The sequence below is a fragment of the Flavobacteriales bacterium genome (genome assembly GCA_020635855.1).
In the GTDB taxonomy this organism is placed as follows: Bacteria; Bacteroidota; Bacteroidia; order JACJYZ01; family JACJYZ01; genus JACJYZ01.
The window spans coordinates 126,323-153,024 of sequence record JACJYZ010000003.1; the positions used below are offsets into that span (position 1 = coordinate 126,323).

20 protein-coding genes and 1 tRNA gene are annotated in these 26,702 nt (G+C 52.3%); 8 read left to right on the forward strand and 13 right to left on the reverse strand.

What is annotated here, in order from left to right; all coding sequences use genetic code 11:
• Positions 1-5: 5 nt before the first annotated feature.
• Positions 6-899, reverse strand: coding sequence for a flavin reductase family protein (locus H6585_08815; protein ID MCB9448431.1), 894 nt, complete (start codon positions 897-899; stop codon positions 6-8).
• Between the two features lie 123 nt (positions 900-1,022).
• Here H6585_08815 and H6585_08820 point away from each other — a divergent pair.
• Positions 1,023-1,104 (forward strand) — tRNA-Leu (locus H6585_08820).
• A 275-nt stretch (positions 1,105-1,379) separates the two neighbouring features.
• Here the strand turns inward: H6585_08820 and H6585_08825 are convergent.
• Positions 1,380-4,187: a T9SS type A sorting domain-containing protein gene (locus H6585_08825; protein ID MCB9448432.1), complete on the reverse strand. Its 2,808-nt coding sequence runs from the start codon at positions 4,185-4,187 to the stop codon at positions 1,380-1,382.
• A gap of 243 nt (positions 4,188-4,430) precedes the next feature.
• Between H6585_08825 and tig the strand changes: the two genes are divergently transcribed.
• Genes tig through clpX form a run of 3 tightly spaced genes read left to right on the forward strand, consistent with a single transcriptional unit; the run spans position 4,431 to position 7,818 of the window.
• On the forward strand, positions 4,431-5,834 hold the full coding sequence (gene tig / locus H6585_08830; GenBank protein MCB9448433.1) for a trigger factor: 1,404 nt from the start codon (positions 4,431-4,433) through the stop codon (positions 5,832-5,834).
• Between the two features lie 50 nt (positions 5,835-5,884).
• Positions 5,885-6,568 carry an ATP-dependent Clp endopeptidase proteolytic subunit ClpP gene (clpP, locus tag H6585_08835; protein ID MCB9448434.1) on the forward strand — a complete coding sequence of 228 codons (684 nt, stop codon included), beginning with the start codon at positions 5,885-5,887 and terminating at the stop codon, positions 6,566-6,568.
• A gap of 20 nt (positions 6,569-6,588) precedes the next feature.
• Positions 6,589-7,818, forward strand: a complete 1,230-nt coding sequence (clpX, locus tag H6585_08840; GenBank protein ID MCB9448435.1) for an ATP-dependent Clp protease ATP-binding subunit ClpX — start codon at positions 6,589-6,591, stop codon at positions 7,816-7,818.
• A gap of 647 nt (positions 7,819-8,465) precedes the next feature.
• On the opposite strand, the gene H6585_08845 is transcribed toward clpX, so the two are convergent.
• Genes H6585_08845 through H6585_08865 form a run of 5 tightly spaced genes read right to left on the reverse strand, consistent with a single transcriptional unit; the run spans position 8,466 to position 12,155 of the window.
• On the reverse strand, positions 8,466-8,963 hold the full coding sequence (locus H6585_08845; GenBank protein MCB9448436.1) for a dihydrofolate reductase: 498 nt from the start codon (positions 8,961-8,963) through the stop codon (positions 8,466-8,468).
• Between the two features lie 12 nt (positions 8,964-8,975).
• A complete protein-coding gene (locus tag H6585_08850) occupies positions 8,976-9,767 on the reverse strand; it encodes a thymidylate synthase (protein MCB9448437.1) in 792 nt (263 codons plus the stop codon).
• Positions 9,768-9,813: 46 nt separating this feature from the next.
• On the reverse strand, positions 9,814-10,416 hold the full coding sequence (locus H6585_08855; GenBank protein ID MCB9448438.1) for a bifunctional nuclease family protein: 603 nt from the start codon (positions 10,414-10,416) through the stop codon (positions 9,814-9,816).
• Between the two features lie 37 nt (positions 10,417-10,453).
• Positions 10,454-11,413 carry an electron transfer flavoprotein subunit alpha/FixB family protein gene (locus H6585_08860; GenBank protein ID MCB9448439.1) on the reverse strand — a complete coding sequence of 320 codons (960 nt, stop codon included), beginning with the start codon at positions 11,411-11,413 and terminating at the stop codon, positions 10,454-10,456.
• Position 11,414: 1 nt separating this feature from the next.
• Positions 11,415-12,155: an electron transfer flavoprotein subunit beta/FixA family protein gene (locus H6585_08865; GenBank protein MCB9448440.1), complete on the reverse strand. Its 741-nt coding sequence runs from the start codon at positions 12,153-12,155 to the stop codon at positions 11,415-11,417.
• A 172-nt stretch (positions 12,156-12,327) separates the two neighbouring features.
• Here H6585_08865 and H6585_08870 point away from each other — a divergent pair, with 172 nt between their 5' ends.
• The 3 genes from H6585_08870 (at position 12,328) to H6585_08880 (ending at position 16,227) form a co-directional block, all read left to right on the forward strand.
• Complete coding sequence (locus H6585_08870; GenBank protein ID MCB9448441.1) at positions 12,328-13,308, forward strand: pyruvate dehydrogenase complex E1 component subunit beta; 981 nt, start codon at positions 12,328-12,330, stop codon at positions 13,306-13,308.
• A 130-nt stretch (positions 13,309-13,438) separates the two neighbouring features.
• Positions 13,439-15,937, forward strand: a complete 2,499-nt coding sequence (locus tag H6585_08875) for a sodium-translocating pyrophosphatase (GenBank protein MCB9448442.1) — start codon at positions 13,439-13,441, stop codon at positions 15,935-15,937.
• Between the two features lie 26 nt (positions 15,938-15,963).
• Positions 15,964-16,227, forward strand: a complete 264-nt coding sequence (locus H6585_08880; GenBank protein MCB9448443.1) for a YceI family protein — start codon at positions 15,964-15,966, stop codon at positions 16,225-16,227.
• Positions 16,228-16,451: 224 nt separating this feature from the next.
• On the opposite strand, the gene H6585_08885 is transcribed toward H6585_08880, so the two are convergent.
• The 5 genes from H6585_08885 to sppA form a co-directional block, all read right to left on the reverse strand.
• Entirely contained in the window at positions 16,452-17,078 is a 627-nt protein-coding gene (locus tag H6585_08885; GenBank protein MCB9448444.1) for a deoxynucleoside kinase, read from the reverse strand.
• 76 nt (positions 17,079-17,154) lie between these two features.
• A complete protein-coding gene (locus H6585_08890) occupies positions 17,155-17,970 on the reverse strand; it encodes a hypothetical protein (GenBank protein ID MCB9448445.1) in 816 nt (271 codons plus the stop codon).
• A 3-nt stretch (positions 17,971-17,973) separates the two neighbouring features.
• Positions 17,974-19,506, reverse strand: coding sequence for a GH3 auxin-responsive promoter family protein (locus tag H6585_08895; GenBank protein MCB9448446.1), 1,533 nt, complete (start codon positions 19,504-19,506; stop codon positions 17,974-17,976).
• Between the two features lie 54 nt (positions 19,507-19,560).
• Positions 19,561-21,213: a PHP domain-containing protein gene (locus tag H6585_08900; protein ID MCB9448447.1), complete on the reverse strand. Its 1,653-nt coding sequence runs from the start codon at positions 21,211-21,213 to the stop codon at positions 19,561-19,563.
• A gap of 83 nt (positions 21,214-21,296) precedes the next feature.
• On the reverse strand, positions 21,297-23,072 hold the full coding sequence (sppA, locus tag H6585_08905; protein ID MCB9448448.1) for a signal peptide peptidase SppA: 1,776 nt from the start codon (positions 23,070-23,072) through the stop codon (positions 21,297-21,299).
• Positions 23,073-23,219: 147 nt separating this feature from the next.
• Between sppA and H6585_08910 the strand changes: the two genes are divergently transcribed.
• Positions 23,220-24,296, forward strand: coding sequence for an LptF/LptG family permease (locus H6585_08910; GenBank protein MCB9448449.1), 1,077 nt, complete (start codon positions 23,220-23,222; stop codon positions 24,294-24,296).
• Between the two features lie 14 nt (positions 24,297-24,310).
• On the opposite strand, the gene purL is transcribed toward H6585_08910, so the two are convergent.
• On the reverse strand, positions 24,311-26,548 hold the full coding sequence (gene purL / locus H6585_08915) for a phosphoribosylformylglycinamidine synthase subunit PurL (GenBank protein ID MCB9448450.1): 2,238 nt from the start codon (positions 26,546-26,548) through the stop codon (positions 24,311-24,313).
• Between the last annotated feature and the right edge of the window lie 154 nt (positions 26,549-26,702).

Genomic DNA, 26,702 nt, shown 5'->3' on the forward strand with positions numbered 1-26,702 from the left:
GTTTATTAGATGGAGGTTAACAATACGCACCAGGCTTCATGCACCCTGTTTTGTTCAAGGTGTGCCTGAGCCACGAGGTGCAGTTCTCGGGTCATGTGGTCCGCGTTACCGGCGTGCATTGCCAGGATCGACCGGACGGTATCATTGGATTTCATTTGCTCAATTTCTTCCGGGGTCGGCAGTTGTTCAACATTGCCCAGCTGACCCAGGTTGTTCCCTGTCAGCACATGGCTGTTGCGGATGGAGACCGGGATGCCGTCCACACCGATGCCCATGTTAACCAGGGGTTTTTCCACTTCGAACAAGGCCGGCCCTGACGCCCTGCAATACCAGTTGCCGCCCATGCGGCCCACCAGGTCTATTTGGGTAGTGTCAATTTGTCCCTGTTCATTCAGTACCGACTCGTCAATGTGCATCAACACCACTTCGCAAATCACGAGGTTGCCCGCACCACCCTGGTTGCCAAGTTCCACAACATCCTTTACAATGCATTCCATTTGTACGGGTGATTCCTTAACGCGGGCAGGCCGGATCTTTTCCGAGTCGATCGGGGTGAGGCCGGCTTTCACGAATTCATCCACGCCTTCCGCATATTCGGTACTCGACAAGGATGTTTGTTGAACCAGGTTGTAGTTAACGACGTTGATCACCACTTCCTTGACCTGTTTCACATTTTCGTAGGTATGTTTGGTGGTGTTATCGCGGCCGCGCCGGGCAGGTGAAAAAATAGCAATGGGTGGATTGGCACTGAAAACGTTGAAAAAACTGAAGGGACTCAGGTTGCGTTCACCCTTTTCATTGATGGTTGAAGCCAGGGCGATCGGCCTGGGTGCTACGGCACCGAGCAGGTATCCGTGCAATTGGGGAACAGGAATCGCCTTGGGATCGATGGTTTTCATGAATCTGTTTTTTTGACAAATGTAGCATTTCATAAGGAAGGGTGCCCGGTTCGATCTGCTTAAAAAGGTTATCTTTGTCGATAGATCATGCCGCAGGTCGCGGATCCCGGCAGATAAAAGAATGCGCATGTGGCGTAATTGGTAGCCGCGCCAGACTTAGGATCTGGTGCCGAAAGGCGTGGGGGTTCGAGTCCCTCCATGCGCACGAAGTAAGCATGGAAAGAGATCAGTGTCAACTGATCTCTTTGTTTTTATCGCGCGGCGTAAAAACAGGGACGAGAAGTTTATCCGCCGTAGCGCAGCGGAGGCGGAAGTCCCTCCCGTAAAAACCGCGTCATAGGTTTTGTATGTTGGTTTGAACTTTTCTTCGATATCATAAAACAGGGACGAGAAGTTTATCCCGCACGTGCGGGGAAGTCCCTCACTCATAAAAAAAGCCCCGCACAAGCGGGGCTTTCTAACTCCATTATCAAATCACATCTACTGCACAACCACCTTTTCATAGGAGGATGAATCACCCTGGATGATCTGTACCATGTAGATTCCTTTCGGGAACGCCGACAGGTCTACATCGGTTTTTTCTTTAAAAGACTTGGTAAGTATTTCCTTGCCCAATTGATCGTATACCTTTACGCTTGCTTCTTCGGAAGAAGATCCGTTATCCAGCACCACGTTGAAAGTACCGTTGTTGGGGTTAGGGAATACATGACTGTTAACAGGTGCTCCGGGTTGGTCGATTTCCGCATCCGTTTTGCCCGTTCCAACAACCTCGAAGGCGCCGGTGGACCTTTCGTGATGCAGGCCACAATTGTTGTACATGTCCAACGTCCATGTGTAAATATCATTGAGTGCGGGCTTACCGTCAATAAAACCGCTCCAGTACAGGATGCCATTCCAGAATCCTGTACCCAGTGGGTAATTGGAGATGTCTTCGATCTGGGTGAAGAAGTTGTTGCCCCATCGGTCGTAAATACGCAGTTCCAGCCTGGATGCATTGTATGCCGGACCCGACCCCACCGGCATGGTGGCATCATCCACCCTGAACTGACAGTGCAGTCCGGTGCAGTTGCCGCTCCAGTTGGGTGTAACCCAACTCGGCACACCCCAGGGGTTGAACTCTTCTTTCGGATTAAAGCATGGCTGCACATCAAATGATGCGGAAACGTTGCCACAAGGACTGGTAACGGTTACCGAGTAATTGGTCGCAGCTGTGGGGTTGCTGACGGTGATGGATTGGGTGGTTGCACCGTTGCTCCACAGGAAGCTTGTGTTGTTGTTGAAATTCACGTTGGCAGTGAGCTCGTGTGTGACTTCACAATTGTCTTTGGATAAGTTATCCGTGATGCTAACCGTTTGCTGCGGATAAACCTGGTAGGTAACGGTATTTGAATACATTTCCAATCCGCACGGAGAAACGGCAACCCTTCTGAAGCATGTGGTGGTTGTCAGTTGACCTGTGTAGCAAAACTCTGCCACTGCACCGGGGATGGTGGTCCAGTTGCCGCTGCAATTGTCAGACTTCTCCCACCTGTATGTCCAGCCACCGAGGTTGGATGCCAGTTGTACATTGGAGATATACGCGGAACCCGACAAGCATGCAAATCCGGATAATGATATGCTTCCTCCATTGACCTGATTCGGGCCAAGTAACAGACATGTGTTGTCAATCGTAGCTGTTAGGACACGATCGTTAAAACCCCACGTCGTGGTTCCGTGTTGCATGGTTGTAAGTCCGGTAATGTCACCTGGTAACTGGAAACATTGCGGAGACCCGGGCAGGTGTTGTGTTCTCAGCGGGTCGGTAAATGCGCTGATCATGGCCCAGTTGGCATTGACTCTTTCCAGCGAGATGTAATAGGTCTGGTTGAAGTTAGAAAGGTCGATGTCACCGGAAACCGTGAATGGGCCCGCGTCATTCTTGGCGAATCCATGTAGTTTGAAGGAGGCAGAGTTATTGGTGTGGTTGTTCGACTCCCACACGACCATGATCGCATCCTGGTTGGTGGCTGTATAGGGTGTATTAGTAGAAACGGGATCCTGGTTGCCGGCCGTCAATGCAAGCAATACATGACCGGGTCCTCCTTGTCCGACCGCGGTAGGCGTAAATTCAAAATTCGCTCTCCATGCAATTGCATTGGCGAACTGGGCGGGTATGTTGCGATATACCCTTCTGCTGGTTGCATCGGCGCAATTCATGAACGATACCGTTTGTGGGTTTTGTGGGTCGCAGTTGACACACACACCGTTATCGACCTGTATCCAGTTGGCTGCATTGCTGTAATCTTCTTCTTCGGTACAATCAAGTACATTGACAGTGACCGTATTGGAATAGAAATAGGTGCCGCATATCAGTCTTCTGCGCCGGTAAAATGTGGTTTGGGTGAGCCCGGCCGGTGCATCATAGCAAGCGCTGTTGGCGCCCGGTATCAGGGTCCATGTGCCGTCGGGGTCGGTGGCCGATATCCAGGAATAGTCGCCATCGCCGGTGTTGCAGAGAAATGCCGTGGGGTCACCACCGAAAGTAATCGTCTGATCTCCGCCAATGTTGCCTGCTGGATTGTACCCGTTCTCAATGTAGAGGTTGTCAATCGTGCCATTCAAAGACCGGGAGGAGGCACCCTGGATGATGCAACCATGTTGAATGGTATTGAAGCCTCCGATAGAAGTACCCACGGTAAAGCAAAACGGAGAACCCGCCACGTGAACCGTACGGTCCTGATCAGAATATACACTGAGTAAATACTTGATGCTGGCGACCTTTTCAATGCGGAAATAGTAGGTGTTATATGGTCGCAAGTTGATACTTGACGCAACCGATGTGGGCGCATTGTTACCATCTTTTCTGAGTACCGTTACCATGGCCTGGTTGCCATTGCCGTAATAGGGTTCGATCAGGGCAATATCCAGCATGTCTTCATCGGTGAAATTTCCAGTTGGAGATTCCCGGTATGCATTCAGGGTACCTGCACTCAGGCAAAAGAGGCTGTGAGCAGGGACGTTCCCGGAAATGTAATTGAACTCGAATTCTGCTTTCCATGTGACATCAAGCGCGGGAATGTTCGGTGCGAGGCTGCGATATGCCCGGTTGTCAGCGGCATCGTGCACATTGTCGAACTTCATAACGCCGGAGCCAAGGTGCATGTTCACGCCAACCTGTGTCCATGGAGACGGATTTGAATAATCGTCCAGCAGCACCTGTGCCTGGGACGCCTGCGCACATGTAAGTGCACCCATGAATAACGCTGCCTTCAGGCGGTGTTTGTTCAGTTTTTTGAAAATTGTTTTCATTGGAATAGGGGTTAAAGTTTACCCCAAACTTAGTCTGTGAGATTGCCGGTGTTGTGTTAAATGGGATAAGCGCCCGGATGGGGTTTTTAAAAGCCACCTGATACAAAGTGAATGGTGTAATCGGGCTTTCGGATCTGATCAGAATATTCTCCCGTACGTCAACCGGTGGGTTAAAATTCCAATAGGTCGCTATCTCCCTGTTTTTCTATTATCTTTGCACCCTTTAATAGCAGAACATACACCATGGAAATTGTCAAAGAACCCAAGGGAGAGCTGGGGGCGATCCTGAAAGTGAAGGTTACCCCGGAAGATTACGCGGAACAGGTGAACAAGGCGGTGAAGGAATACCGCAAGAAAGTATCCATGCCGGGTTTCCGTCCGGGTATGGTGCCTCCGTCCCTCATCAAAAAGATGTATGGCAAAAGCATCATCGTGGAGGAGGTCAACGGCATCGTGTCAAAATCCCTCAATGAATACATCTCCACCAATAACTTGCAGATCCTCGGATATCCCATCCTGGAAGACGAGTCGCAGGAAGTGATCTGGGAAGAGAACAAACCTTACGAGTTTAATTTTGAACTGGGACTTTCACCTGAAATCAAGGTGGATTTCGGTGCCCAGGACAAAGTGAAGAAATACAAGGTGGCCGCCGACGATGAAATGATCGGTAAAGAAGTCATGGAACTGCGCAAACGTTACGGCCAGGTTACCAAGGTCGACGATGTGCAGGAGGAAGACTTCGTGTTCGGAGAGTTTGTGGAACTCGACGATGCCGGACAGGAAAAAGAAGGAGGCATCCGCAACCACGCTTCGGTGATGGTGCATAAAGTACCCGACGAAGCCACCAAAAAGAAACTGGTGGGACTGAAGAAAGACACCGCCATCGAAGTGGACCCCCGCAAGCTCGCCAGCGATGAGAAGGAAGTGCCGCATATGCTGGGCATTGATGCCGCCGCCCTGGGTAATGTGGGCAGCCGTTTCCGCTTCACCATTACCCAGATCAGCCGCGTTCAACCTGCTGAAGTGAACCAGGAGTTCTTCGACAAAATCTTCGGGGAAAACGAGGTGACCACAGAAGAAGTTTTGCGTGAGAAAATAAAAGAAGGACTGGAAAATCAATTGTCGAACGACAGCGACAGCAAACTCAAGTATGACCTGGTGGATCATTTGCTTGCTAAAATCAAGATCCCCCTTCCCGATGAGTTCCTGCGTCGTTGGATGGTGCAGGCCAGCAAAGATGAGAACGCAGCAACAGATGTAGACAAGCACTATGAACAATATGCACGTGGTCTGCGCTGGCAGTTGGTGGAAAATCAGATCATCAAGGACAACAGCATCCAGGTATCACACGATGAAGCACTCGGCTTTGCCAAGCAGCGCATCCAGGCCCAGCTGGCTTACTACGGCCAGGGAGCTATTCCGGATGAAGATCTCCACAAATACGCCCACCAGTTGATCCACAACGAAGAAGAAGGTCGCAAGATCTACGATCAACTGTATGATGAAAAAGTTTTCGATCTGGTGCGTAACCAGGTGACCCTGGTGGAAAAAGAAGTGAGCTTTAAAGAATTTGTTAATTTGGTCGAGAACAAGAAGGAAGAGAAAAGCGGTTTCTTTAACTTCGGTTTCAGGAAGAATAAAAAATAATGTATATACCCGGTGCCACACGGTACGGGCTACAAACCAACAACATCACCATGAAAGAAAAGGACGAGTTCCGCAAGTATGCCACCGGACACATGGGCATCAGCAGCCTTACGCTGGATAGCTATGCCTCCATGTACCGCGCCAATTACATCTCACCCACCATCATCGAGGAACGCCAGTTGAACATCGCCACCATGGACGTGTTCTCAAGGTTGATGATGGACCGGATCATTTTCCTGGGTGTACCCATCAACGATTACGTGGCCAACATCATCCAGGCACAGCTCCTGTTCCTGCAATCGGTGGATGCCAAGCGTGACATTCAAATCTACCTGAATTCACCCGGTGGTTCGGTGTATGCCGGACTCGGTATCTACGACACCATGCAGTACATCGCCCCCGACGTGGCCACCATCTGTACAGGTATGGCCGCTTCCATGGCCGCCGTGCTGCTTTGCGCCGGTGTGAAGGGAAAACGGGCCAGCCTGAAGCATGCCCGCGTCATGATTCACCAGCCGATGGGTGGTGCGGAAGGACAAGCATCCGACATCGAAATCACTGCCAAGGAAATTGTGAAGTTGCGCAAAGAGCTGTACGAAATCATCGCATCCCACTCAGGTCAGGATTACAAGAAAGTATTCAAGGATGGTGACCGCGATTACTGGATGACTGCTGATGAAGCCAAAGAATATGGCATGATCGACGAAGTGCTCGAAAAGAACCAACCCAAATAAATCTAAACCGTTAGGTTCGGATGGCGAAGGAACAAACGCGTTGTTCATTTTGCGGCCGCGGCCGCGATGAGGTCATGGTATTGATCTCCGGTATCGATGGGCATATCTGTGAGCATTGTGTGGATCAGGCGCGTTCCATCGTGAACGAGGAAATCCAGGTCAAGCACAAGGAAGATGTACAGGATCACTGGAAACTGCTGAAGCCCGCCGAAATCAAAGCGCACCTGGATGAGTACGTCATCGGGCAGGATGCCGCAAAACGTGTTTTGTCTGTGGCCGTCTACAACCACTTCAAGCGACTCGGACAACCGCCCGTGAAAGATGAAGTGGAGATTGAAAAATCCAACATCATCCTCGTGGGTGAAACCGGAACCGGCAAGACCCTGCTGGCAAGAACCATCGCCCGGATGCTGCGTGTGCCTTTCTGCATCGCCGACGCTACCGTGCTGACGGAAGCTGGCTATGTGGGGGAGGACGTAGAAAGCATCCTCAGTCGTTTGCTTCAGGCAGCCGACTACAACGTGGCTGCCGCCCAGCATGGCATCGTGTTCATTGATGAGATCGACAAGATCGCACGCAAAGGAGACAACCCTTCGATAACACGGGATGTCTCCGGCGAAGGTGTGCAACAGGGCTTGCTGAAACTGCTGGAAGGAACCGTGGTGAACGTACCGCCGCAAGGCGGACGCAAACATCCGGAACAAAAGCTGATCCCGGTGGATACACGCAACATCCTGTTCATTTGCGGAGGCGCGTTCGACGGACTCGAAAGGATCATCGCCAACCGCATGCAAACCCAAACAATCGGGTATGGCACAGCCGGCACATGGTCGGATCGTGACCAGCACCTCGTGCAGTTCGTGACACCGAAAGACCTGAAGTCATTCGGACTCATCCCCGAACTGATCGGCCGCTTTCCGGTTACCACTTACCTGTTGCCGCTGGACAAGGACACCCTGAAACGCATCCTCACCGAACCTAAAAATGCACTCACCCGCCAATACATCAAGTTGTTTGAGATGGATGGTGTTGCGCTGAAGTTCGAGGAAGCCGCCCTCGACCTGATCGTTGAAAAAGCCATCGAATTCAAGCTCGGTGCAAGAGGCCTCAGATCTATCTGCGAGGCCATCATGACCGACGTGATGTTCGATATTCCTTCCCAAAAGGATCAGAAAGAGTGGACCCTCACCGCCGAATATGCGCGGGAAAAACTCGACAAAGCCCCGATCAGCAAGTTGCGGGCAGCGTAGGTTGAGTCGTAAGTCTTTAGTCATTAGTAAGACAGTGCCCTGAATGGGGGGCGTTGTTCGTTATTGAATTTTCGATGGAGATGATCGAAATCAATTGACGATTTGCTGTGCCAACCTGGGACTTGAAACCCGCGACTCGCGACTAATGTGGCGTACCTACGGCACGCTGGGATTCCGCAGAATGATTCTTGCCACCCATGTGTTGCTCCGATGGAGCAGGATTCGTGGGACGACGTGATCATTATACGTTGACGGAAAAACATGTTCCATTAGGAACATCCCATTGGTAGAAAAAAACAAACGAGAAAAATAGCGTTCCATAGGAACGCCACAACAGTGAAATGTATGTTTCAATTGGCCTCGTCGAAACCTGGCGGCATGCGGCTGTACGAATCCACTTGCGACTTGAAACTCGCGACTCGCGACTCCTCCGGGGCGCACCAATCCCCGCCCCAGTTCAAGTTACAACAATGATTCATTTAATGGGGACGAAACAGATGCAGGAACTTGCATGGGTAAGTTTCGGTAAACGTTTGTGGTTTGCTTGATTTCCACAGGGGAAGAGGAAGGGTAGTTAAGCCCTACTCAAACCAAGCGGCATAAGGCTGTACGAATGAACTTGAGACTTGAAACTCGCAACTCGCGACTTACGACTTGTGACTCACCCTCTCGTACACCGAGAAAGTAAAAGGATACGCATGCCGTTCGTCCTGCGGGTGGGCTTCGCTGGACATCAGCTGCCATTCGTTCGGATCCAGGACAGGGAAGAAGCGGTCGCCATTCACGTGTACATGTACGTGGGTGATATACAGCCGATCGGTTTTCGGAAATCCGGCGGCGTACATTTCTGCACCTCCGATCAGAAAAACTTCATCATCATTTTCGCAGGCCTGTAGTGCATCTTCCAGGGAGCCCACCACGGTGCAACCGGGTATCTGCAAATCGGGTTGGCGTGTGATCACGATGTTCTTGCGGTTGGGCAGCGGCCGTCCGATGGACTCATACGTTTTCCTTCCCATCAGGATGGTATGCCCGGATGTTAGCTTCTTGAAATAGGCGAGGTCAGCGGGCAGGTGCCAGGGCAGGTCGTTCTGTACACCAATGGCATGGTTCTCGGAAACGGCAACGATAATGGAAAGCGTCATCCCTGGAAAGCATTACACCGCAACGGGTGCCTTAATGTGGGGGAGGGGATCATAGTCCTCCAGCTTGAAATCCTCATACCTGAAATCCCACAGGTCTTTCACATCCGGGTTCAGCACCATGCGGGGCAGTGGTTTCGGTGTGCGGCTCAATTGGAGTTTGGCTTGCTCCACATGGTTTTTGTAGAGGTGTGCATCGCCGAAGGTATGTACGAATGTGTCTGGCTGGAGTCCGCATACCTGGGCGATCATCATGGTCAGCAGGGCATAGGAGGCGATGTTGAAGGGAACGCCCAGGAAAATATCGGCGCTGCGCTGGTACAGCTGGCAGGAGAGTTTACCGTCGTGCACATAAAACTGGAAGAGTACGTGACATGGCATCAGGGCCATTTGTTTCAGTTCTCCCACGTTCCATGCACTTACAATGATGCGGCGGGAATCGGGGTTGTTGCGGAGTTGGTTCAGCACATCCTGGATCTGGTCGATGACCTGCCCGTTAGCCTCCCAGGACCGCCATTGTTTTCCGTAGACAGGGCCCAGGTTGCCGTTCTCATCGGCCCACTCATCCCAGATGGATACACCGTTGTCGCGCAGGTATTGCACGTTGGTTTCACCTTTCAGGAACCATATCAGTTCGTGGATGATGGAACGGAGGTGAAGTTTCTTGGTGGTCAGTAAGGGAAAACCTTCCTGCAGATTGAACCGCATCTGGTAACCGAAGATGCTGTAGGTGCCGGTGCCGGTGCGGTCGTTCTTGTCGTTGCCTTCCCGCAGCACGGTCTCCATCAGGTTGAGGTACTGTTTCACTGAGCCGGGTATTTGGTTTCTGGGGGCTGGCAGCGGAAATGCGGCATCAACCCTGTGATTTCTTTCTTTCCTTGATGGCATCCCGGATCAGGGATGCTTTTTCGTAGGCTTCATCCGCGATGGCTTCATCGAGCATGCGTTTGAGTTCTTCGAGGTTGAAGCGGTTGTAATTTCCTTCGTCCATTTCCAGCACGTCAGCTTCGGCACCACCGCCTTCTTCTCCTTTGCCTTCGCTCCCTTCTTCCAGGATAATGCCTGCGGTGGAGAGGATGAATTCATAGGTGTAGATGGGGCAGCTGAAACGAACCGCCAGGGCGATTGCGTCGGAAGTGCGGGCATCAATCTCGAACTCTTCTTTTCCACGGGTGCAAACCAGTTTGGAGTAGAAGATCCCTTCCACGAGGTTGTAGATGATGACTTCGCTCAGGTCCACATTGAACGTTTCCGCGAAGCTTTTGAACAGGTCGTGTGTGAGGGGCCTGCTGGGGGTCATTTTCTCCAGCTCGATGGCAATGGCCTGCGCCTCGAATCCGCCGATGATGATGGGTAACCTTCTTTTGCCTTTGCTTTCACCAAGTACCAGCGCGTATGCACCGGACTGGGTCTGGCTGTAAGAAAGTCCGATGATGTTCAGCTCAAGTTTTTTCATTCGATTCAGTTCGCCGGAGGTCCGGTTAAATGCATGATTAGTTTGCGCTGAATTGTTTGGCGGCTTCAATCAGCTTCGGTAATACTTCGAAAGCATCTCCCACGATTCCGTAGTCGGCGGCCTTGAAGAAAGGCGCTTCGGGGTCTTTGTTGATCACCACGATCACCTTGCTTCCGTTTACCCCTGCCAGGTGCTGGATGGCGCCTGAGATACCTATGGCAATGTAAAGGTTGGGGCGGATGGCCAGTCCTGTTTGTCCCACGTGTTCGTGGTGAGGGCGCCATCCCATATCGGATACCGGGCGTGAGCATGCGGTGGCGGCACCGAGGGCTTTGGCCAGGTCTTCCACCATGCCCCAGTTTTCGGGGCCTTTCATGCCGCGGCCTGCTGAAACCACCAGGTCTGCTTCAGGCAGGTTGATGGTACCTTCGGTGCGTTTCACTTCTTTCACGGTGATGCGGGAAGCACCCGGATCGAAGGCAAGTTCTTCCACGGCTGCCTGTCCGTCTTTCTCTACTTTCTTGAAGGAATTGGGAAGGAGGCTGATGATCTTCACATCCGTGGTGATCTCATAGTGGGCGTATGCTTTGCCGGAGAAGGCATTGCACTTCACCACAAATCCGTCGCCGGTTTCCGGCAGTTCCAGTGCGCTGGGTGCCATGCCCGCGTTGAGCTTTGCGGATACGAGCGGTGCCACCGACTTACCGGTGTTGTCGTGTGAGAAAACAATGATTTTTGCTCCGGTGCTTTGGGCGGCGTTTTCCACCAGTTTGGCCAGTACACTGCCTTCCATGTGGGTCACGTTTTTGGCCACCAGTACTTTGGAGGCACCAAATTTACCGAGCGCGGCAAGGTCTTCGTTGTTCAGGTTGCCGAACGTAACGGCAACGGCTTCACCGCCGGTTTGTGCGGCAAGCTGGGCACCGTAGGTTACGGCTTCGTATGCGGATTTGGCAGGCTTGCCATCGTGTGCGTCACAAAAAATCAGAACGGACATATCAGATAACTTTTGCTTCGTTGTGTAACAGGTTGATCAGTTCGCCGGGATTGTCGGCAGGTACCATTTTGCAAGCGGATTTGGCACCCGGCATGGAGAATGACTTCACGCGTGTAGCCGGGGTGGCATCCACCGGTGCAACCACATTCAGGGGTTTGGTACGTGCGGCCATGATGCCCCGCATATTAGGGATGCGGGCTTCCGCCATGCCTTTCGCGCAGCTGACCACCATCGGTGTTTGCGCTTCCAGCACCTCAACACCTCCCTGGATGTCTCTTTCCAGTGTGGCAGTGGAGCCGTTCACATCCAGCTTGGAGGCAAGGGCCACGTAAGGCAGGTCCAGCAGGGAAGCGACCATGCCGCCCACCATCGAACCGTTATAGTCAATGGTTTCTTTTCCGAACATCAGCAGGTCGAACGACTTGTCTTTCGCATATGCGGCGATCTGTTGTGCCACATACAGGGCATCGCTGTCGTCGGCATCGATCCTCACGGCTTCATGGGCACCGATGGCGAGTGCCTTGCGGATCACTGGTTCGTTCTCGGCCTTTCCTACATGGATCAGGGTCACCTGACCACCGGCCGCTTCAGTTAATTCCAACGCCCTCACCAGTGCAAACCATTCATCATAGGGGTTCACGATATACTGCACATTGGTTCCGTCCAGGCGCGTGTTCTGATCCACAAACTGAATCTTTGTTGTGGTGTCAGGCGCTTTGCTGATACTTACAAGTATGTTCATCGGGGGTAACTTAATTTAACAATAAGAAGGTGGGCAAATTTAATGAAATTAGGTTCAAAAAAAAATGGCGAAACCCTTGCGGAGAGGTGCGCATAATTCGGCAACAATGGGGTAGGTTAATTGGTGGGAATTTCTAATTTTGTCGTTCCAAAATCCAATAAGACGAATCGACATGAGGGAAATCCAATTCCGCGAAGCCCTTCGGGAAGCCTTGAACGAAGAGATGAGAAGAGACGAAAGCATCTTCCTGATGGGAGAAGAAGTAGCCGAATACAACGGCGCATATAAGGTAAGCCAGGGCATGCTGGACGAGTTCGGGCCCAAACGTGTGATCGATACACCGATCTCCGAGCTCGGTTTTGCTGGTATCGGAGTGGGTGCGGCCATGAACGGCCTGCGTCCCGTGATTGAGTTCATGACATTTAACTTTTCTCTGGTTGCGATTGACCAGGTGATCAACTCGGCCGCCAAGATGATGTCTATGTCGGGCGGTCAGTACAGTGTTCCTATTGTATTCCGCGGCCCCACCGCATCCGCCGGTATGCTGAGTTCCCAGCATTCACAGGCATTCGAGAACTGGTATGCCAACTGCCCCGGACTGAAGGTGGTGGTGCCTTCCAATCCTGCGGATGCGAAAGGATTGCTGAAATCATCTATCCGCGATAACGATCCGGTTATTTTCATGGAATCCGAGCAGATGTATGGCGACAAGGGTGAAGTGCCGGAAGGTGAATACCTGATCCCCATCGGTGTGGCTGAAGTGAAGCGCCAGGGTACCGACGTCACGTTGGTTGGTTTCGGAAAAATCATGAAGGAAGTGCACAAGGCGGCCGATGAACTGGCCAAGGAAGGCATCAGTGCCGAAGTGATTGACCTGCGTTCCGTACGTCCGGTAGATTACCCGACCATTATCCAATCTGTGCAGAAAACCAACCGCCTGGTGGTGGTGGAAGAGTCATGGCCCCTTGGAAACATTGCCACGGAAGTGGCATTCAAAGTACAAAAGGATGCATTCGATTACCTGGATGCGCCCGTGCTGCGTGTGACCGGCAGGGATGTTCCGCTGCCGTACGCCCCGACCCTGATCGATGCCTACCTTCCCAACGCAGCGCGTGTGATCGAGGCGGTGAAGCAGGTGATGTATGTTGCCTGAACATGTCCGGATATCAAGACCTCCTAAACAGGATGCATTTGCGTTGCGGAAATTCCATTATTGTGATATCTTTGCCGGCCTCTAACAGGACGATGTAGTGTCAATAAACTTGTAGTTAATAATATAGAAAATGGATAAATTGATTTTCTTCCTGCCGGCTTTCGGTGTTCTGGCTCTGTTATATGTTGCATGGAAAAGTGCGTGGGTGTCACGCCAGGAGGTCGGAAGCGACCGCATGGCCAAGATCGCGTCGAACATCTCGACCGGTGCCATGGCTTTTCTCAAAGCCGAGTATAAAATTCTGATCGTTTTCGTGATTGCCGTTGCAGCGCTGCTCGCGTTCAAGGGAGGTCAGGAAGGTGAATCATCGCATCCGCTGGTAGCCCTTTCGTTTGTCGTTGGGGCTTTTTGTTCTGCATTTGCCGGTTACTTGGGCATGCGTGTGGCAACCAAAGCCAACGTACGCACCACCAACGCCGCGCAGACATCCCTCGGTCGTGCCCTTGAAGTGGCCTTCACCGGTGGTTCGGTGATGGGCATGGGTGTGGTAGGACTCGGCGTACTCGGATTGAGCAGCCTCTTCATTTTCTACACGGAGATGTGGGGCGTTACCTTTGACGCCATGGGCAAGGTGCTGAACGTACTGGCAGGCTTTTCCCTGGGAGCCTCTTCCATCGCATTGTTCGCTCGCGTGGGCGGCGGTATCTACACCAAAGCGGCCGACGTGGGTGCTGACCTGGTAGGTAAAGTGGAAGCCGGTATCCCCGAAGACCACCCGCTGAACCCCGCCACCATCGCCGACAACGTGGGCGATAACGTGGGTGACGTGGCCGGTATGGGTGCTGACCTTTTCGAATCATATGTAGGTTCCATCGTAGGAACCATGGTACTCGGAGCTGCATTCGTTTCAGCGCCCGAGTTTGCAAACTACTTTAACGGTCTTGGTGCGGTTGTTCTGCCGATGGCCCTGGCCGCCGTCGGAATCCTGATGTCCATCCTCGGTACCTTCTTCGTGAAGGTGAAGGATGGTGGAAGTCCGCACAGAGCACTCAATATTGGTGAGTTCGGTTCTGCGATTGCCATGATCATCGTGTCTTATTTCATCATCGACAAGATGCTGCCTGAAACATGGACATCCGGTGGAACCGTGTACACCTCCATGGGTGTGTTCCTGAGCACCATCGCCGGACTTGTGGCCGGCCTCGGGATCGGTAAGATCACAGAATATTACACCGGTACCGGTACCAAACCGGTTACCTCCATCGTGCGTCAGTCGCTCACTGGTTCCGCTACCAACATCATCGCCGGCCTCGGTGTGGGTATGATGTCAACTGCGATTCCGGTGATCCTGATCGCCGCTGCCATCCTTGTGTCATTCAAGTTTGCCGGTCTTTACGGTATCGCCATCGCTGCCGTTGGTATGCTGGCCAACACCGGTATTCAGCTGGCTGTAGATGCTTACGGTCCTATCTCAGACAACGCCGGTGGTATCGCGGAAATGAGCGAGCTCCCCAAAGATGTTCGTAAAATCACAGATAAGCTGGATGCCGTGGGTAACACCACCGCCGCCATTGGTAAAGGTTTTGCCATCGGTTCCGCTGCGTTGACTGCACTGGCACTGTTCGCCGCATTCATGCAGCAGGCCAACATCACCAGCATCGATATTTCACAACCGTTCGTAATGTCGGGTCTCTTTCTCGGAGGCATGCTGCCATTCGTGTTCTCCGCAATGGCCATGAATGCCGTAGGACGCGCCGCCATGGCGATGATCGAGGAGGTACGTCGCCAGTTCCGTGACATCCCTGCCTTGAAAGCCGCCCTGAACGTCATGAACAAGGCGGAGAACAAAGACAAGGAAATGAAGGAATGGAGCGAAGCTGACCAGAAGACATTCCATGCAGCCGATGGCCTGGCCGAATACGACAAGTGTGTGGCCATTTCCACCAAGGCGTCCATCAAAGAAATGGTGGTGCCTGGCATTCTTGCCATCCTGGCTCCCGTTGTTACAGGTTTCCTCGGAGGCCCCGAAATGCTCGGAGGTATGCTGGCCGGTGTGACCGTTTCAGGTGTACTGATGGCCATCTTCCAGTCCAATGCCGGAGGCGCATGGGATAATGCCAAGAAGATGTTTGAAGAAGGTGTGGATATCAATGGTGAGAAACACTACAAAGGTTCCGATCCGCACAAAGCAGCGGTTGTAGGTGATACCGTCGGAGATCCTTTCAAGGATACCTCAGGTCCATCCCTCAACATCCTGCTGAAACTGATGTCGGTGGTGGCCCTCGTAATCGCGCCGAGTATTGCAAATACTGCATCCGATACCTCGGAAGCAACACCTGTGGGACAAACACCTGCTGTTGAAGCCACCGGTGCCGTGAGCGCTATCCCAGATGGTACATACCACTTCACCACCGGCCAATCACATGTTGAATGGGAAGGAAATAAACCTACCGGTAGCCACAACGGACTTGTACCTGTTGCAGAAGGCAGCTTGCAAGTGAAAAACGGACAACCCGTTCAGGGCCGCATCGTGATGGACATGACCCAGATCTCCTGCATGGATATCGAAGATCCCGTTGACAACAAGCACCTGGTGGATCACCTGAAAGGCGAGGATTTTTTTTTGTAAATCAATTTCCTACCGCCGTACTTGATATCACCGGCGGCCACACGGAAGATAACCTGCGCTATGTGCTGACCGGCAGCATGACCATCAAGGGAGTTACCCAGGACAACCTTGAGGTTGACGCCAACCTTTATCTGAAAAACGGGAACCTGGTGGGTGAAGCCGAGTTCCAGTTCGACCGAACCAAGTTCGACATCAAGTACAAATCATCCAGCATTTTCTCCGACCTCGGTGATAAGTTCATCTACGACGGCATCAAGATTCGTGCGCGCCTGATCGGAAGTCTCGAATAAAGTTTGTGATATGCTTACAATCTGGTGGAAGAGGTTGGGTATGTTTTTGCCACAAAGCCACTAAGACACAAAGATGCACTACGTGCATTCAATAACTATTCTTGGTGAATCTTTGCGCCTTAGTGCCTTAGTGGCATTGATTCTTTACCAGACTCCATCAAGTCAATTGTTCAGCTTAAGAAAAGGAATGATGTATTTGTTGAGGATAAACTCCCAACCACAAACTATTTCTTCTGATTAAAGAGTCCGCTGGTTTTGCTTTCAATGCCCTGAATGATCTTACCCAGGTCTTCCTTGTCCTCGGAGAACTTGTTGTCGTCCACATCCACAATGAGCATGTTACCCCTGTCGTAGGTTGAGATCCATGCCTCGTAGCGTTCATTCAAACGTTTCAGGTAATCCAGGCGGATGGTCTCTTCATAGGGGCGGCCTCGTTTCTGAATCTGGCTCACCAGCGTGGGTACCGAAGCGCGGAGATAGATCAGCAGGTCAGGCGGACTGATCAGGCTGTCGATCATGGTGAACAGCTGTGCATAGGTTTCGTAATCGCGTGTGGTCATCAGCCCCATGGAATGGAGGTTGGGGGCAAAGATGTTTGCATCTTCATAAATGGTACGATCCTGAATTACATCCTTACCGGTTTTCCGAATTTCCAGCACATTGCTGAAGCGGTTGGTGAGGAAGTAGATCTGGAGGTTGAACGACCAGCGCTGCATGTCGTCATAGAAATTGTTCAGGTAAGGATTCTCATCGGCATCCTCGTAATGTGCTTCCCATTTATAGTGCTTGGCAAGCAATGATGTGAGGGTGGTTTTTCCTGATCCGATATTTCCGGCAACGGCAATATGCATAGCTTAAAAATTTGCGTTCCAAGGTACGAAATATCTCCCAGTCGGTCCGCCTGTTTTCCTCAAATAAACAGGCATTTCAGGGGTTCTTTTTTTGGATGGAGAATACCTCGATACGGGCTTCTGTGCGCACAAGTACAAAGTGGTCACACGCACTAAAACCGAGCGGGTGCTCAACAGGGATTTTCAGGGTGAAATGCTGATGTTGGCGGATGTCGAACATATGGAGTATGTTCCCTGTCATGTACATGATCTTATCATCCACCACCTGGAAGTGACTGATCGGTCCTGTGGGCAGAGTTTCCACGTAGGTTCCCAGGTTGTCGAAGATCATAATGCCGGAAGTTCTTTCGCCGGCGCAGAGATACAGGGAGCCCTGGCTGACCTGGTAAATGTCGGGGTTGTGGTTCAGGATCTGAGATAAGTTCGGACTGCGGTGTGTTTCCCTGCCGCCGGCATCCAAGCGGATCAACTGAAGTTTGTTCCGGTCGTAGATCCACAGGCCGTTGTTGAAGGAGCTGCATGCCCATTGGGCCGCCGGATACCCGATCTCATCCAGCGAGATGGGTGTTCCTTGTGCCGACAGTTGCCGGTCGAGGTATTGGATCTGTGAAAAATTACCGAAGTACAGCATCGGCTTCAGCGGGTTAGAAACATCCACAAACGTGGGGTGGCCGGCATTCTTCAGGCTGTAGTTCACTACCTGATGGGGATAGTCCATCGGCCATCTCAGCAACTGATCGCCCTTCACCAGGTACACGTTGCAGGTTTCATCGGCGTACAGTTGTTCCCCCTGCAGGGGCCATTGCCGGTCGGGTGTTGCCACATAGGAAATGGAATCGCCGGGGAGCACCGTGTTCAGTTGCAGCCATGCGAAAAGGATGAAATTCAGCATAGGCTATGCGGTGTTTCGCAGTTCTTTGTATCCCGGCATGGAGGTGATCTCATCGATGATCTTGCGGTCATTCGACAGGCGGGGAACCTTGTGTTGCCCACCCAACTTTCCTTTCATCTTCAACCACTCGTAAAAGGTGCCTTGTGGCAGGGAACGGATGATCGGCCTGCCGAGTGCCATGTCGGCATAGCGTTTGGCTTCGTAGTCGGAGTTCAGTGTTTTCAATGCGTTGTCGAACACTTCCATGAAATAGTCAAGGCTTTCCGGGACTGTTACAAACTCGATGAGCCATTCATGCCGGCCTTTGGAGCCGTCCAGCATATAAACGGGCCCGGCGGTATATTCTGAGATTTCGCACTTTGTTTTTTCAGTGGCGATGGCCAGGGCCTTTTCCGCATTGTCAATGATCAGCTCTTCGCCGAAAGCATTGATAAAGTTCTTTGTTCTGCCGGTGATCCGGATGCGGTAGGGCGACAGGGATGTGAACGCAATGGTGTCGCCGACCAGGTATCGGCAGAGTCCGCCGTTGGTGGTGATCAGAGGTGCATAGTTGGTACCGGTGGTTACCTCATGCAAGCTGAGTGCTTTCGGGGAATCCGACCCGAGCTGGTCCAACGGGAGGAACTCGTAGTAGATACCATAGTCGAGCATCAGCAACAACTCATCACTGTTGGCCTGGTCCTGGATGCCGAAGAAACCTTCCGATGCGTTGTAGGTTTCCATGTACTGCATGGGGCCGCTGATCAGCGTTTCGAATTGTTTCCGGTAGGGACCGAAGTTAACGCCGCCGTGGAAGAACACCTCCAGGTTGGGCCACACGTCTTTCAAATCGTTTTTCCCTGAAATCTCAAGGATGCGCCGGATCAAAACCAGTGTCCATGAAGGAACACCCGAAATGCTGGTTACATTTTCAGGCAACACGGCCCGGGCCATCTTCTCGATCTTGGTTTCCCATTTGTCCATCAGGGCGATGTCTTTGCCGGGGATCCGCGAGAACTCGGCCCAGAAAGGCAGGTTTTGGATGATGATGGCTGACAGGTCGCCGTAAAACGATTCGTTGCTGAACTGGTTGATGGTATGGCTGCCGCCCAGCGCAAGGGATTTGCCGGTGAACAACCTTGGGTCGGGGTTTTGGTGGAAGTAGAGTGACAGCATGTCTTTGCCTCCTTTGAAGTGACATTCTTCCAGAGACTCGGTGCTGACGGGGATGAACTTACTTTTGTCCTGTGTGGTTCCCGAAGACTTGGCGAACCATTTGATCTCCGATGGCCACAGCACCTGTTGCTGTCCGCGCATGATCCGCTGGATATAAGGCTTCAGGCTCTCATAGTCCTGCACCGGTACGTTGGCCCGGAAATCCTCCACCGATTTGATTGAATCGTAGCCATGAGCCTTTCCCCATTCGGTTGGTGCCACGGCGCTGATCAGTTTGCGGAACCATTCGGCCTGCACCTCGTGCGGGTATTTCATGAACAGCTCGATCTGGTGGATCCGCTTTTTCATGAGCCAGGAGATGAAGGAATTGATCAGCGCCATTGGGTGTTCGCGTTGGGTGTTTGTAAATATAGCGAACTTGGTGTATACCGGATGTCAGGCTTTGCCGGCCGTTTGATTTTTTCCCGCAAAATGTCGTGCCACCGTTTCCGCATCCAGGGTGTTGAAGGTAGCGGCCCTGAGCAAACCTCCCTTGCGGGCGGCCAGGCTGCCGAAGTGTACGTCCTTCAATCCGTCCATGGCATGGGCATCCGGGTTAACAGAGATCATCACGCCTGCTTCCATGCACGCGGGGATCCATCGCCAGTCGATGTCGAGGCGGTACGGATGGGCGTTCAGTTCGATCACCACATTGTGTTCTGCGCAGGCACGGATGATGGTCTCATGATCCACAGGATATCCTGCCCTGGAAAGCAGCAGGCGTCCGGTCATGTGTCCGAGAATGGTGGTATGCGGGTTACAAATGGCGGTGAGCAGGCGCCGGGTGGCCTTCTCCTTATCCATCTGTAATTGCGAATGCACAGAAGCTACGATGAAGTCGAAAGACGACAACACATGATCATCATAATCCAGGCTGCCGTCGTTGAGAATGTCGGATTCGATTCCCTTGAATATTTTGAATGGCGCGAGTTGTTCGTTCAGCCGGTCGATCTCCTCATGTTGTTGCCGGATGCGATCCGGTTTGAGTCCGTTCGCATAAAAAGCCGATTGCGAGTGGTCGCTGATTCCGATGTATTCATACCCCATGTCCCTACACCGCGTGGCCATTTCGGTAAGTGTATGCAAACCGTCGCTGTAGGTGGTGTGTACGTGGAGAATACCTTTGAGGTCTTTTTCGGAAAGGACATCGGTTTCTGCAGGTGGAACTTCCGGGTTGAGGTCGCGGATCTCCGGGATGAAATAGGGGGCCCCGGCGGCTTCATAAACAACCCTTTCCGATTCAAGGGTTTCCGCAGGTTGAAACCGATCGGCGTGTGCGGCAGGGCCTGTGGTCAGGAACAGGTCGCGGTACCAGTGCGCTTCTGACGCAACATAGATGTGAATGGGTACGCCGTTCTTTTCTGCGAGGATGGGGTTTTCTGTGGCGTTCACCATCATCAGGGATCCCAGTTCCACAATCAGCTGATGCGGATCCGGGGCAATCACCAGCAGGCTGATTTCTTCCAGTATCTCACAACAGCGTCGTATGGCACCGGTGAGGGATGCGCGTTTGACGGAAGACAAAGCGCTCATCTGTTCTACCAATTGTGTGGCCATGCTTTCCAGCGATGCATAGTGAAATTTGCCCTGACTGGCCTGCATGAACTCAATGCTGTTCAGAACGGCCGATTGCGTTTTTTCACCAAATCCTTTTGCATGTGCCAGCCGGTTTTCATGACAGGCATAGTAGAGTTCGCCCACCGACTCGATGCCCATGTCTTTCCATATCGTGCGTACTTTCTTGGGCCCGAGCCCTTTGATTTCCATGATGTCCAGTACGCCTGCAGGGGTGGCTTCCAAAAGTTTCATCAGGGCCGGAATCGGTTTCCCGTCCAGCAGCAGGCTGATCTTTTCCTGGATGGCGGGACCGATGCCATCCAGCTTTGCGATATCGTCGGGTAGGAGGGATGCCAGTGGCCTTTCCAGTCGTTCGATGCGGAAGGCGGCATTTGCATAGGATTTGCCCTTGAACGGGTTTTCTCCGTGCAGGTCCGACAACTTTCCCAGGAGATGGAAGTGTCGGGCGATTTCTTTATTTGAAATAGTCAAAAGTTTGTCGTTTCTGGTTTCTGGTTTGTAGTTGGTTCATCGTTCGGCTCGGCGGGATCAACCACAAACTACAAACCACAAACTCATTGAACTCTTAAGGTGTATGGCATCATCGCTTGCGGTCCCCGGGCTTGCTGCAGCCATTTCAGGGTGTGCATATAAGGTGCAACCGGTCCCAGTTCTTCCTGTACTTTTTCGGCAACCATATCATCCGGAAGGTCACCCAGTATGGTTTCCAACAGGTTTTTCTGACGGGGCAGATCCAGCAAACGGTAGTTCTCCACCTTGGCCATGCCGGCTGCGATCTCAATGGCTGTTTCCAATCCGCCCGTAACATCCACCAATCCGATTTTCCTTGCATCCGTTCCGCTCCATACACGTCCCTGGCCGATGGAATCCACCAGCGATTTCGGAATGCCACGTCCGTCGGATACCTTGGTGATGAAGTCGTCATAAATGGATTCGATCATGTCCATGATGGCTTTTTCCTCCTGTGCATACAGTGGGCGTGCCAGGTTTCCAAAATCGGAGTAGCGGTTGGTTTTAACCGTATCGAAATTGATTCCGAGTTTTTCTTCCAGCAGTGTCTCAAAGTTGGGCAGGATGCCGAACACACCGATGGAACCGGTAATGGTGCTGGGGCCGGCCACAATGGTATCGGCGGCACATGAAATGTAGTATCCGCCGGAAGCGGCCACATCGCCCATGGATATCACCACGGGTTTCTGCATCCGGGCGAGGGTCATTTCACGCCAGATCACATCTGAGGCCATGGCGCTTCCGCCGGGTGAGTTTACACGCACCACAATGGCTTTGATCAGTTTGTTGTTGCGTGCGTCACGAATGGTCTTTGCGATCTTGTCGGAACCCATGGTTTCTTCGTCGGCATCGTTGCCGCTCTCAATGGTTCCGGTAGCATAGATCACGGCAATGGCATCTTTGGAATAACTTTTCTCCGGCCGTTTGGAATGGGCATATTTTTTCAGGGATAACAGGGGCAGTTTCGCTTCAGCTTCCAGTCCGCATTTTTCCCGCAGGATGTCAAGAACTTCATCTTCATAAAGCACATCATCTACCAGTTCCAGTCTCATGGCGTCATCCGGTGTTCGGATCAGGAGTGAATCCGCGATGTCGTTCAGCTTTGCAGTGGGTACGTCGCGACTGAGTGAAATGTCATTCACAATATGGTCCCAGATGGTGTGGATGAGGGTGTAGCTCTGCTCACGGCTGGCCGGACTCATGCTATCCAGTTCAAAGGGTTCCACTGCGCTCTTGAATTTTCCATGTCGCATCACCTGCATTTTTACGCCCAGTTTTTCCAATGCATGCTGATAAAACGTGACCTGTGCGCTGAGGCCTTTGAATTCCATGATGCCTGCCGGGTTCAGGTAGATCTCGTTCGAAACCGAGGCGAGGTAGTAGGATAGCTGTGTATATACCTCGGCATAGCTGATGATGAACTTGCCGGTGGACTTGAAGTTGATGAGCGCATCCCGGAGCTCTTCCACGGTGGCGAGGCCTGCCTGCAGCATGGAGAGATCCAGGTAGATCCCTTTGATGTGTTCATCCTGGGCCGCATCATTGATCAGCCTCAGGGATTCGGCCATGCCGGGTGATTCCCATTGGTCCACATCCTTCCAGTTCAGGTTGGGGAAGGGGTCGTATGTGGTGCGGTCGTAAATGGGTTGACTGAAGGTCAGGTGCAGGATGCTGCCATCCTCAACAGCCGAAGCTTCCTGTTTTCCGCTGAGTAGTTTGGTGACACCGGCAAAAAAGCCGATGGTGATGAAGAACATGACAATGCCGGCAATGATAAACCCGAGGGCGGAGGCCAGCGTGAATTTCAGGAACTGTTTCATTTTTGCTTATTTCCGATTTCCTTGCACCCTGTGAATGGTTGAAACAGGCATGCCTGGCACAATATTAGTGAATTAACAAGGAATCCGTAGGGTGGGGCGATATTTAATGATGCGTTCCTGCATCCCCGGAACGCTTATCTTTACCGCGTGAAGATCCTCGATCTATACATCATCCGGAAGTTTCTCGGAACTTTCTTTTTCACGATCACACTCATTATCATGGTGTCGGTGGTGTTCGACTTTTCCGAAAAGGTGGATGACTTTATCGAAAAGCAAGCACCCTTGCGGGCCATTATGTTCGACTATTACCTGAATTTCATTCCTTACTTCGCCAACCTGTTCAGTCCCCTGTTCATCTTTATCGCCGTTATCTTCTTTACATCCCGGATGGCGTCCAATACGGAGATCGTGGCCATCCTGAGCAGTGGCGTGGGCTTTCCCAGGTTGTTGCGACCCTATATGTTGTCTGCGTTGGTGCTGGCTTCCACTTCCTTTGTATTGAACAACTGGGTGATTCCTCCCGCCAATGCGAAGCGACTGGCATTCGAGGATATATACATCCATGATCCGTTTTATTTCAGCGGAAAAAACATCCACAGGCAGATATCTCCGGGCACGTTCATCTACTTTGAGAGCTACAACGCCCAGGTAGACATCGGCCACAGGTTCACCCTGGAGAAGATCGAGCATGAACAACTTACATTCAAGTTGTCGGGCGATTTTGCCAGGTGGGATACCACACGAAACCTGTGGACTGTAGAGAACTTCCGTGAACATATCTTCGATGGCACACATGAGACGTTGCGGGAGGGGTCCCGGCTGGATACGGTATTCGATTTTTTCCCGGGCGACTTCAAAATGCGCGATAACAATGTGGAAACAATGGACTACGGGGCGTTGAACAGCTTCATCAATGAGGAGAAGATGCGCGGATCATCCAAGGTGGAGATTTATGAGGTGGAGAAATACAAGCGCATGGTGTTCCCGTTCGCTACCTTCATTCTCACCGCCCTTGCCGTGGCTTTGGCAAGCAGAAAAGTAAGGGGAGGGATCGGACTTCACATCGGATTGGGTATGCTGATCGGCTTCACCTACATTTTATTCATGCAGGTGTTCACTACGTTTGCCATCCAGGGGGGCATCCCGCCCATGATCGCAGTTTGGATTCCGAATGTGATTTATGGCTTGCTGGCGCTGACGCTGCTGCGCCTCGCACCCAAGTAAATACCCGTTTTGGATCAGGAAAGACGTTTCTCCAGGGCCGTATCGTACTGCTCGCGAAGGTCCTTAACCTGTCCGTAAGAAGTACCGTCGATCACCAGGTCGGAGCCTTTCACAACACCCAGTTTGCGTACCGGGATACCGGCCGACTGACATGCCTTCATCAGTTCTTCTTCCTTCTCGGGAGATACGGAAACCACCACGCGGCTTTGTGCTTCACCGAAGAGGTAGGCATCTTTCCGGAAGGCAGGATCGGTGGTTACATCAAACCCGAGGGACTTCACCATGGAAGCTTCCGCCAGTGTGATGAACAGGCCGCCGTCGGAACAATCGTGCGCCGAGCGAACGAGTCCTTTGCGGATCATGTCCAGCAGTCCTTTCTGAAGTGCATGCTCCTTGTCGAGATCAAAGTGGGGTGCGGGTGACAGTTTTACCTTGTGCCATGCATACAGGTATTCGGAACAATTGATATCGTTCACGGCTTCACCCAGCAGGCAGATCACATCTCCTTCGGCCTGGAACCCAAGCGGTGTTTGGTGTTTTTTGCTTTTCACAATACCCATCATGCCGATGGTGGGGGTAGGGAACACAGCTTCCACTTTACCTCCGCGGTTGCTTTGGTTGTAGAAGCTCACGTTGCCGCCGGTCACCGGGGTCTCGAATTTCTCACAGGCTTTTCCCATGCCTTTGATGGCACCTACGAACTGCCAGTATACCTCGGGTACGTAGGGGTTGCCAAAGTTGAGGCAGTTGGTGATGGCACTGGGTTCGCCGCCCGAGCATACGATGTTACGGGCTGCTTCAGCCACGGCGATGGCGCATCCGGTTTCGGGGTCAGCGTATACGTACCTGCTGTTGCAATCCACAGTTAATGCCAGCGCCTTGTCGTGTCCTTTTAGGTTGACCACGGCGGCATCAGACGGATTGTTGGTGCTCATGTTCACGGTGCCCACCATGCTATCGTACTGGCGGTACACCATGCGGCGTGAAGCGATGTTGGGGTGTTGCAGGAGGAAGGAAGCCACAGCCTTCAGGTCAGTGGGTTCTTCGATCTGATCGATATGGAATTTCTTGCTTTCAGCGAAGTAGGCTGGTTCGCGGTATTCCCTTTGGTATACAGGGGCGCCACCACCGAGCACGAGGTCTTCGGCTGGCACGTCGGCTACCAGTTCTCCATCCATGTAGTATTTGAGGCGGCCGTCTCCGGTCACTTCACCAATCGGTGTGCAATTCAGGTCCCACTTGTCGAATACAGCCTGAACCTTGTCTTCCATGCCTTTTTTTACCACGATCAGCATGCGTTCCTGTGATTCGGAGAGCAGGATTTCGAAGGGTTTCATGTGGGCCTGGCGGGTAGGCACCTTGTCGAGATGGATGACCATGCCGTGTTCGCCTTTGGCCGACATTTCGGAAGTGGAGCAGGTGATGCCGGCTGCACCCATGTCTTGCATACCCACAACGCCGCCGGTTTGGATCACTTCCAGGCTGGCTTCCAGCAACAGTTTTTCCTGGAAGGGATCGCCGACCTGAACGGCAGGAATTTTTTCGGTGGATGCTTCGGTGATGTCTTCGGAGGCGAAGGTGGCGCCGTGGATGCCGTCTTTACCGGTTGCGGAACCCACGATGAATACGGGGTTACCCACACCTTCGGAGATGGCCGATACGGTGTTGTTCACTTCCACGATACCGGCCGACATGGCATTCACGAGGGGGTTGGTGTTGTAGCAATCGTCGAAATACACTTCACCGGCCACGGTTGGAATACCGAAGGAATTGCCATAATCTCCGATGCCTTTCACCACGCCTTTCACCAGCCACTTGGTGCGGTCGAGGTCGGGGTTTCCGAAACGCAGGGAGTTCAGCTGGGCAATGGGGCGTGCGCCCATGGTGAAAATATCGCGGTTGATACCGCCTACGCCTGTGGCTGCACCCTGGTAGGGTTCAATGGCGGAGGGGTGGTTGTGGGATTCGATTTTGAACGCGCATGCAAGTCCGTCGCCGATGTCCACCAACCCGGCATTTTCTTCTCCCGCTTCGGCCAGCATATGCGGACCTGATTTGGGTAGCGTCTTCAGCCAAACGATGGAATTCTTGTAGGAACAGTGTTCCGACCACATCACCGAGAAAATGCTCAGTTCGGTGAAATTGGGTTCGCGTCCGAGGATTTCACGGATGCGTTCGTATTCTTCTTCAAGAAGGCCCAGTTTCTTGGCGATGTCCAATCCGGCCTCTGCTTTCTCGGTGGTGTTTTCCATGGTCTTGAAATGAGTGGCAAAGGTAAGGAATAACTGCATACAGCAACAGCAAGAGCATACAGCAATCACTGAAGCTTTATCATTTACACCGATCCATGAAATGCCGTTAAGATTCAGTTTGGAAGAAATCACTGTATGCTGTTGCTGTATGCTC

What these genes read in the sequence shown, in the direction of transcription:
- H6585_08815 (MCB9448431.1), bottom strand. Translation starts at nt 899, where the DNA reads ATGAAAACCATCGATCCCAAGGCGATTCCTGTTCCCCAATTGCACGGA.
- H6585_08825 (MCB9448432.1), bottom strand. Translation starts at nt 4,187, where the DNA reads ATGAAAACAATTTTCAAAAAACTGAACAAACACCGCCTGAAGGCAGCG.
- tig (MCB9448433.1), top strand. Translation starts at nt 4,431, where the DNA reads ATGGAAATTGTCAAAGAACCCAAGGGAGAGCTGGGGGCGATCCTGAAA.
- clpP (MCB9448434.1), top strand. Translation starts at nt 5,885, where the DNA reads ATGAAAGAAAAGGACGAGTTCCGCAAGTATGCCACCGGACACATGGGC.
- clpX (MCB9448435.1), top strand. Translation starts at nt 6,589, where the DNA reads ATGGCGAAGGAACAAACGCGTTGTTCATTTTGCGGCCGCGGCCGCGAT.
- H6585_08845 (MCB9448436.1), bottom strand. Translation starts at nt 8,963, where the DNA reads ATGACGCTTTCCATTATCGTTGCCGTTTCCGAGAACCATGCCATTGGT.
- H6585_08855 (MCB9448438.1), bottom strand. Translation starts at nt 10,416, where the DNA reads ATGAAAAAACTTGAGCTGAACATCATCGGACTTTCTTACAGCCAGACC.
- H6585_08860 (MCB9448439.1), bottom strand. Translation starts at nt 11,413, where the DNA reads ATGTCCGTTCTGATTTTTTGTGACGCACACGATGGCAAGCCTGCCAAA.
- H6585_08865 (MCB9448440.1), bottom strand. Translation starts at nt 12,155, where the DNA reads ATGAACATACTTGTAAGTATCAGCAAAGCGCCTGACACCACAACAAAG.
- H6585_08870 (MCB9448441.1), top strand. Translation starts at nt 12,328, where the DNA reads ATGAGGGAAATCCAATTCCGCGAAGCCCTTCGGGAAGCCTTGAACGAA.
- H6585_08875 (MCB9448442.1), top strand. Translation starts at nt 13,439, where the DNA reads ATGGATAAATTGATTTTCTTCCTGCCGGCTTTCGGTGTTCTGGCTCTG.
- H6585_08885 (MCB9448444.1), bottom strand. Translation starts at nt 17,078, where the DNA reads ATGCATATTGCCGTTGCCGGAAATATCGGATCAGGAAAAACCACCCTC.
- H6585_08890 (MCB9448445.1), bottom strand. Translation starts at nt 17,970, where the DNA reads ATGCTGAATTTCATCCTTTTCGCATGGCTGCAACTGAACACGGTGCTC.
- H6585_08895 (MCB9448446.1), bottom strand. Translation starts at nt 19,506, where the DNA reads ATGGCGCTGATCAATTCCTTCATCTCCTGGCTCATGAAAAAGCGGATC.
- sppA (MCB9448448.1), bottom strand. Translation starts at nt 23,072, where the DNA reads ATGAAACAGTTCCTGAAATTCACGCTGGCCTCCGCCCTCGGGTTTATC.
- purL (MCB9448450.1), bottom strand. Translation starts at nt 26,548, where the DNA reads ATGGAAAACACCACCGAGAAAGCAGAGGCCGGATTGGACATCGCCAAG.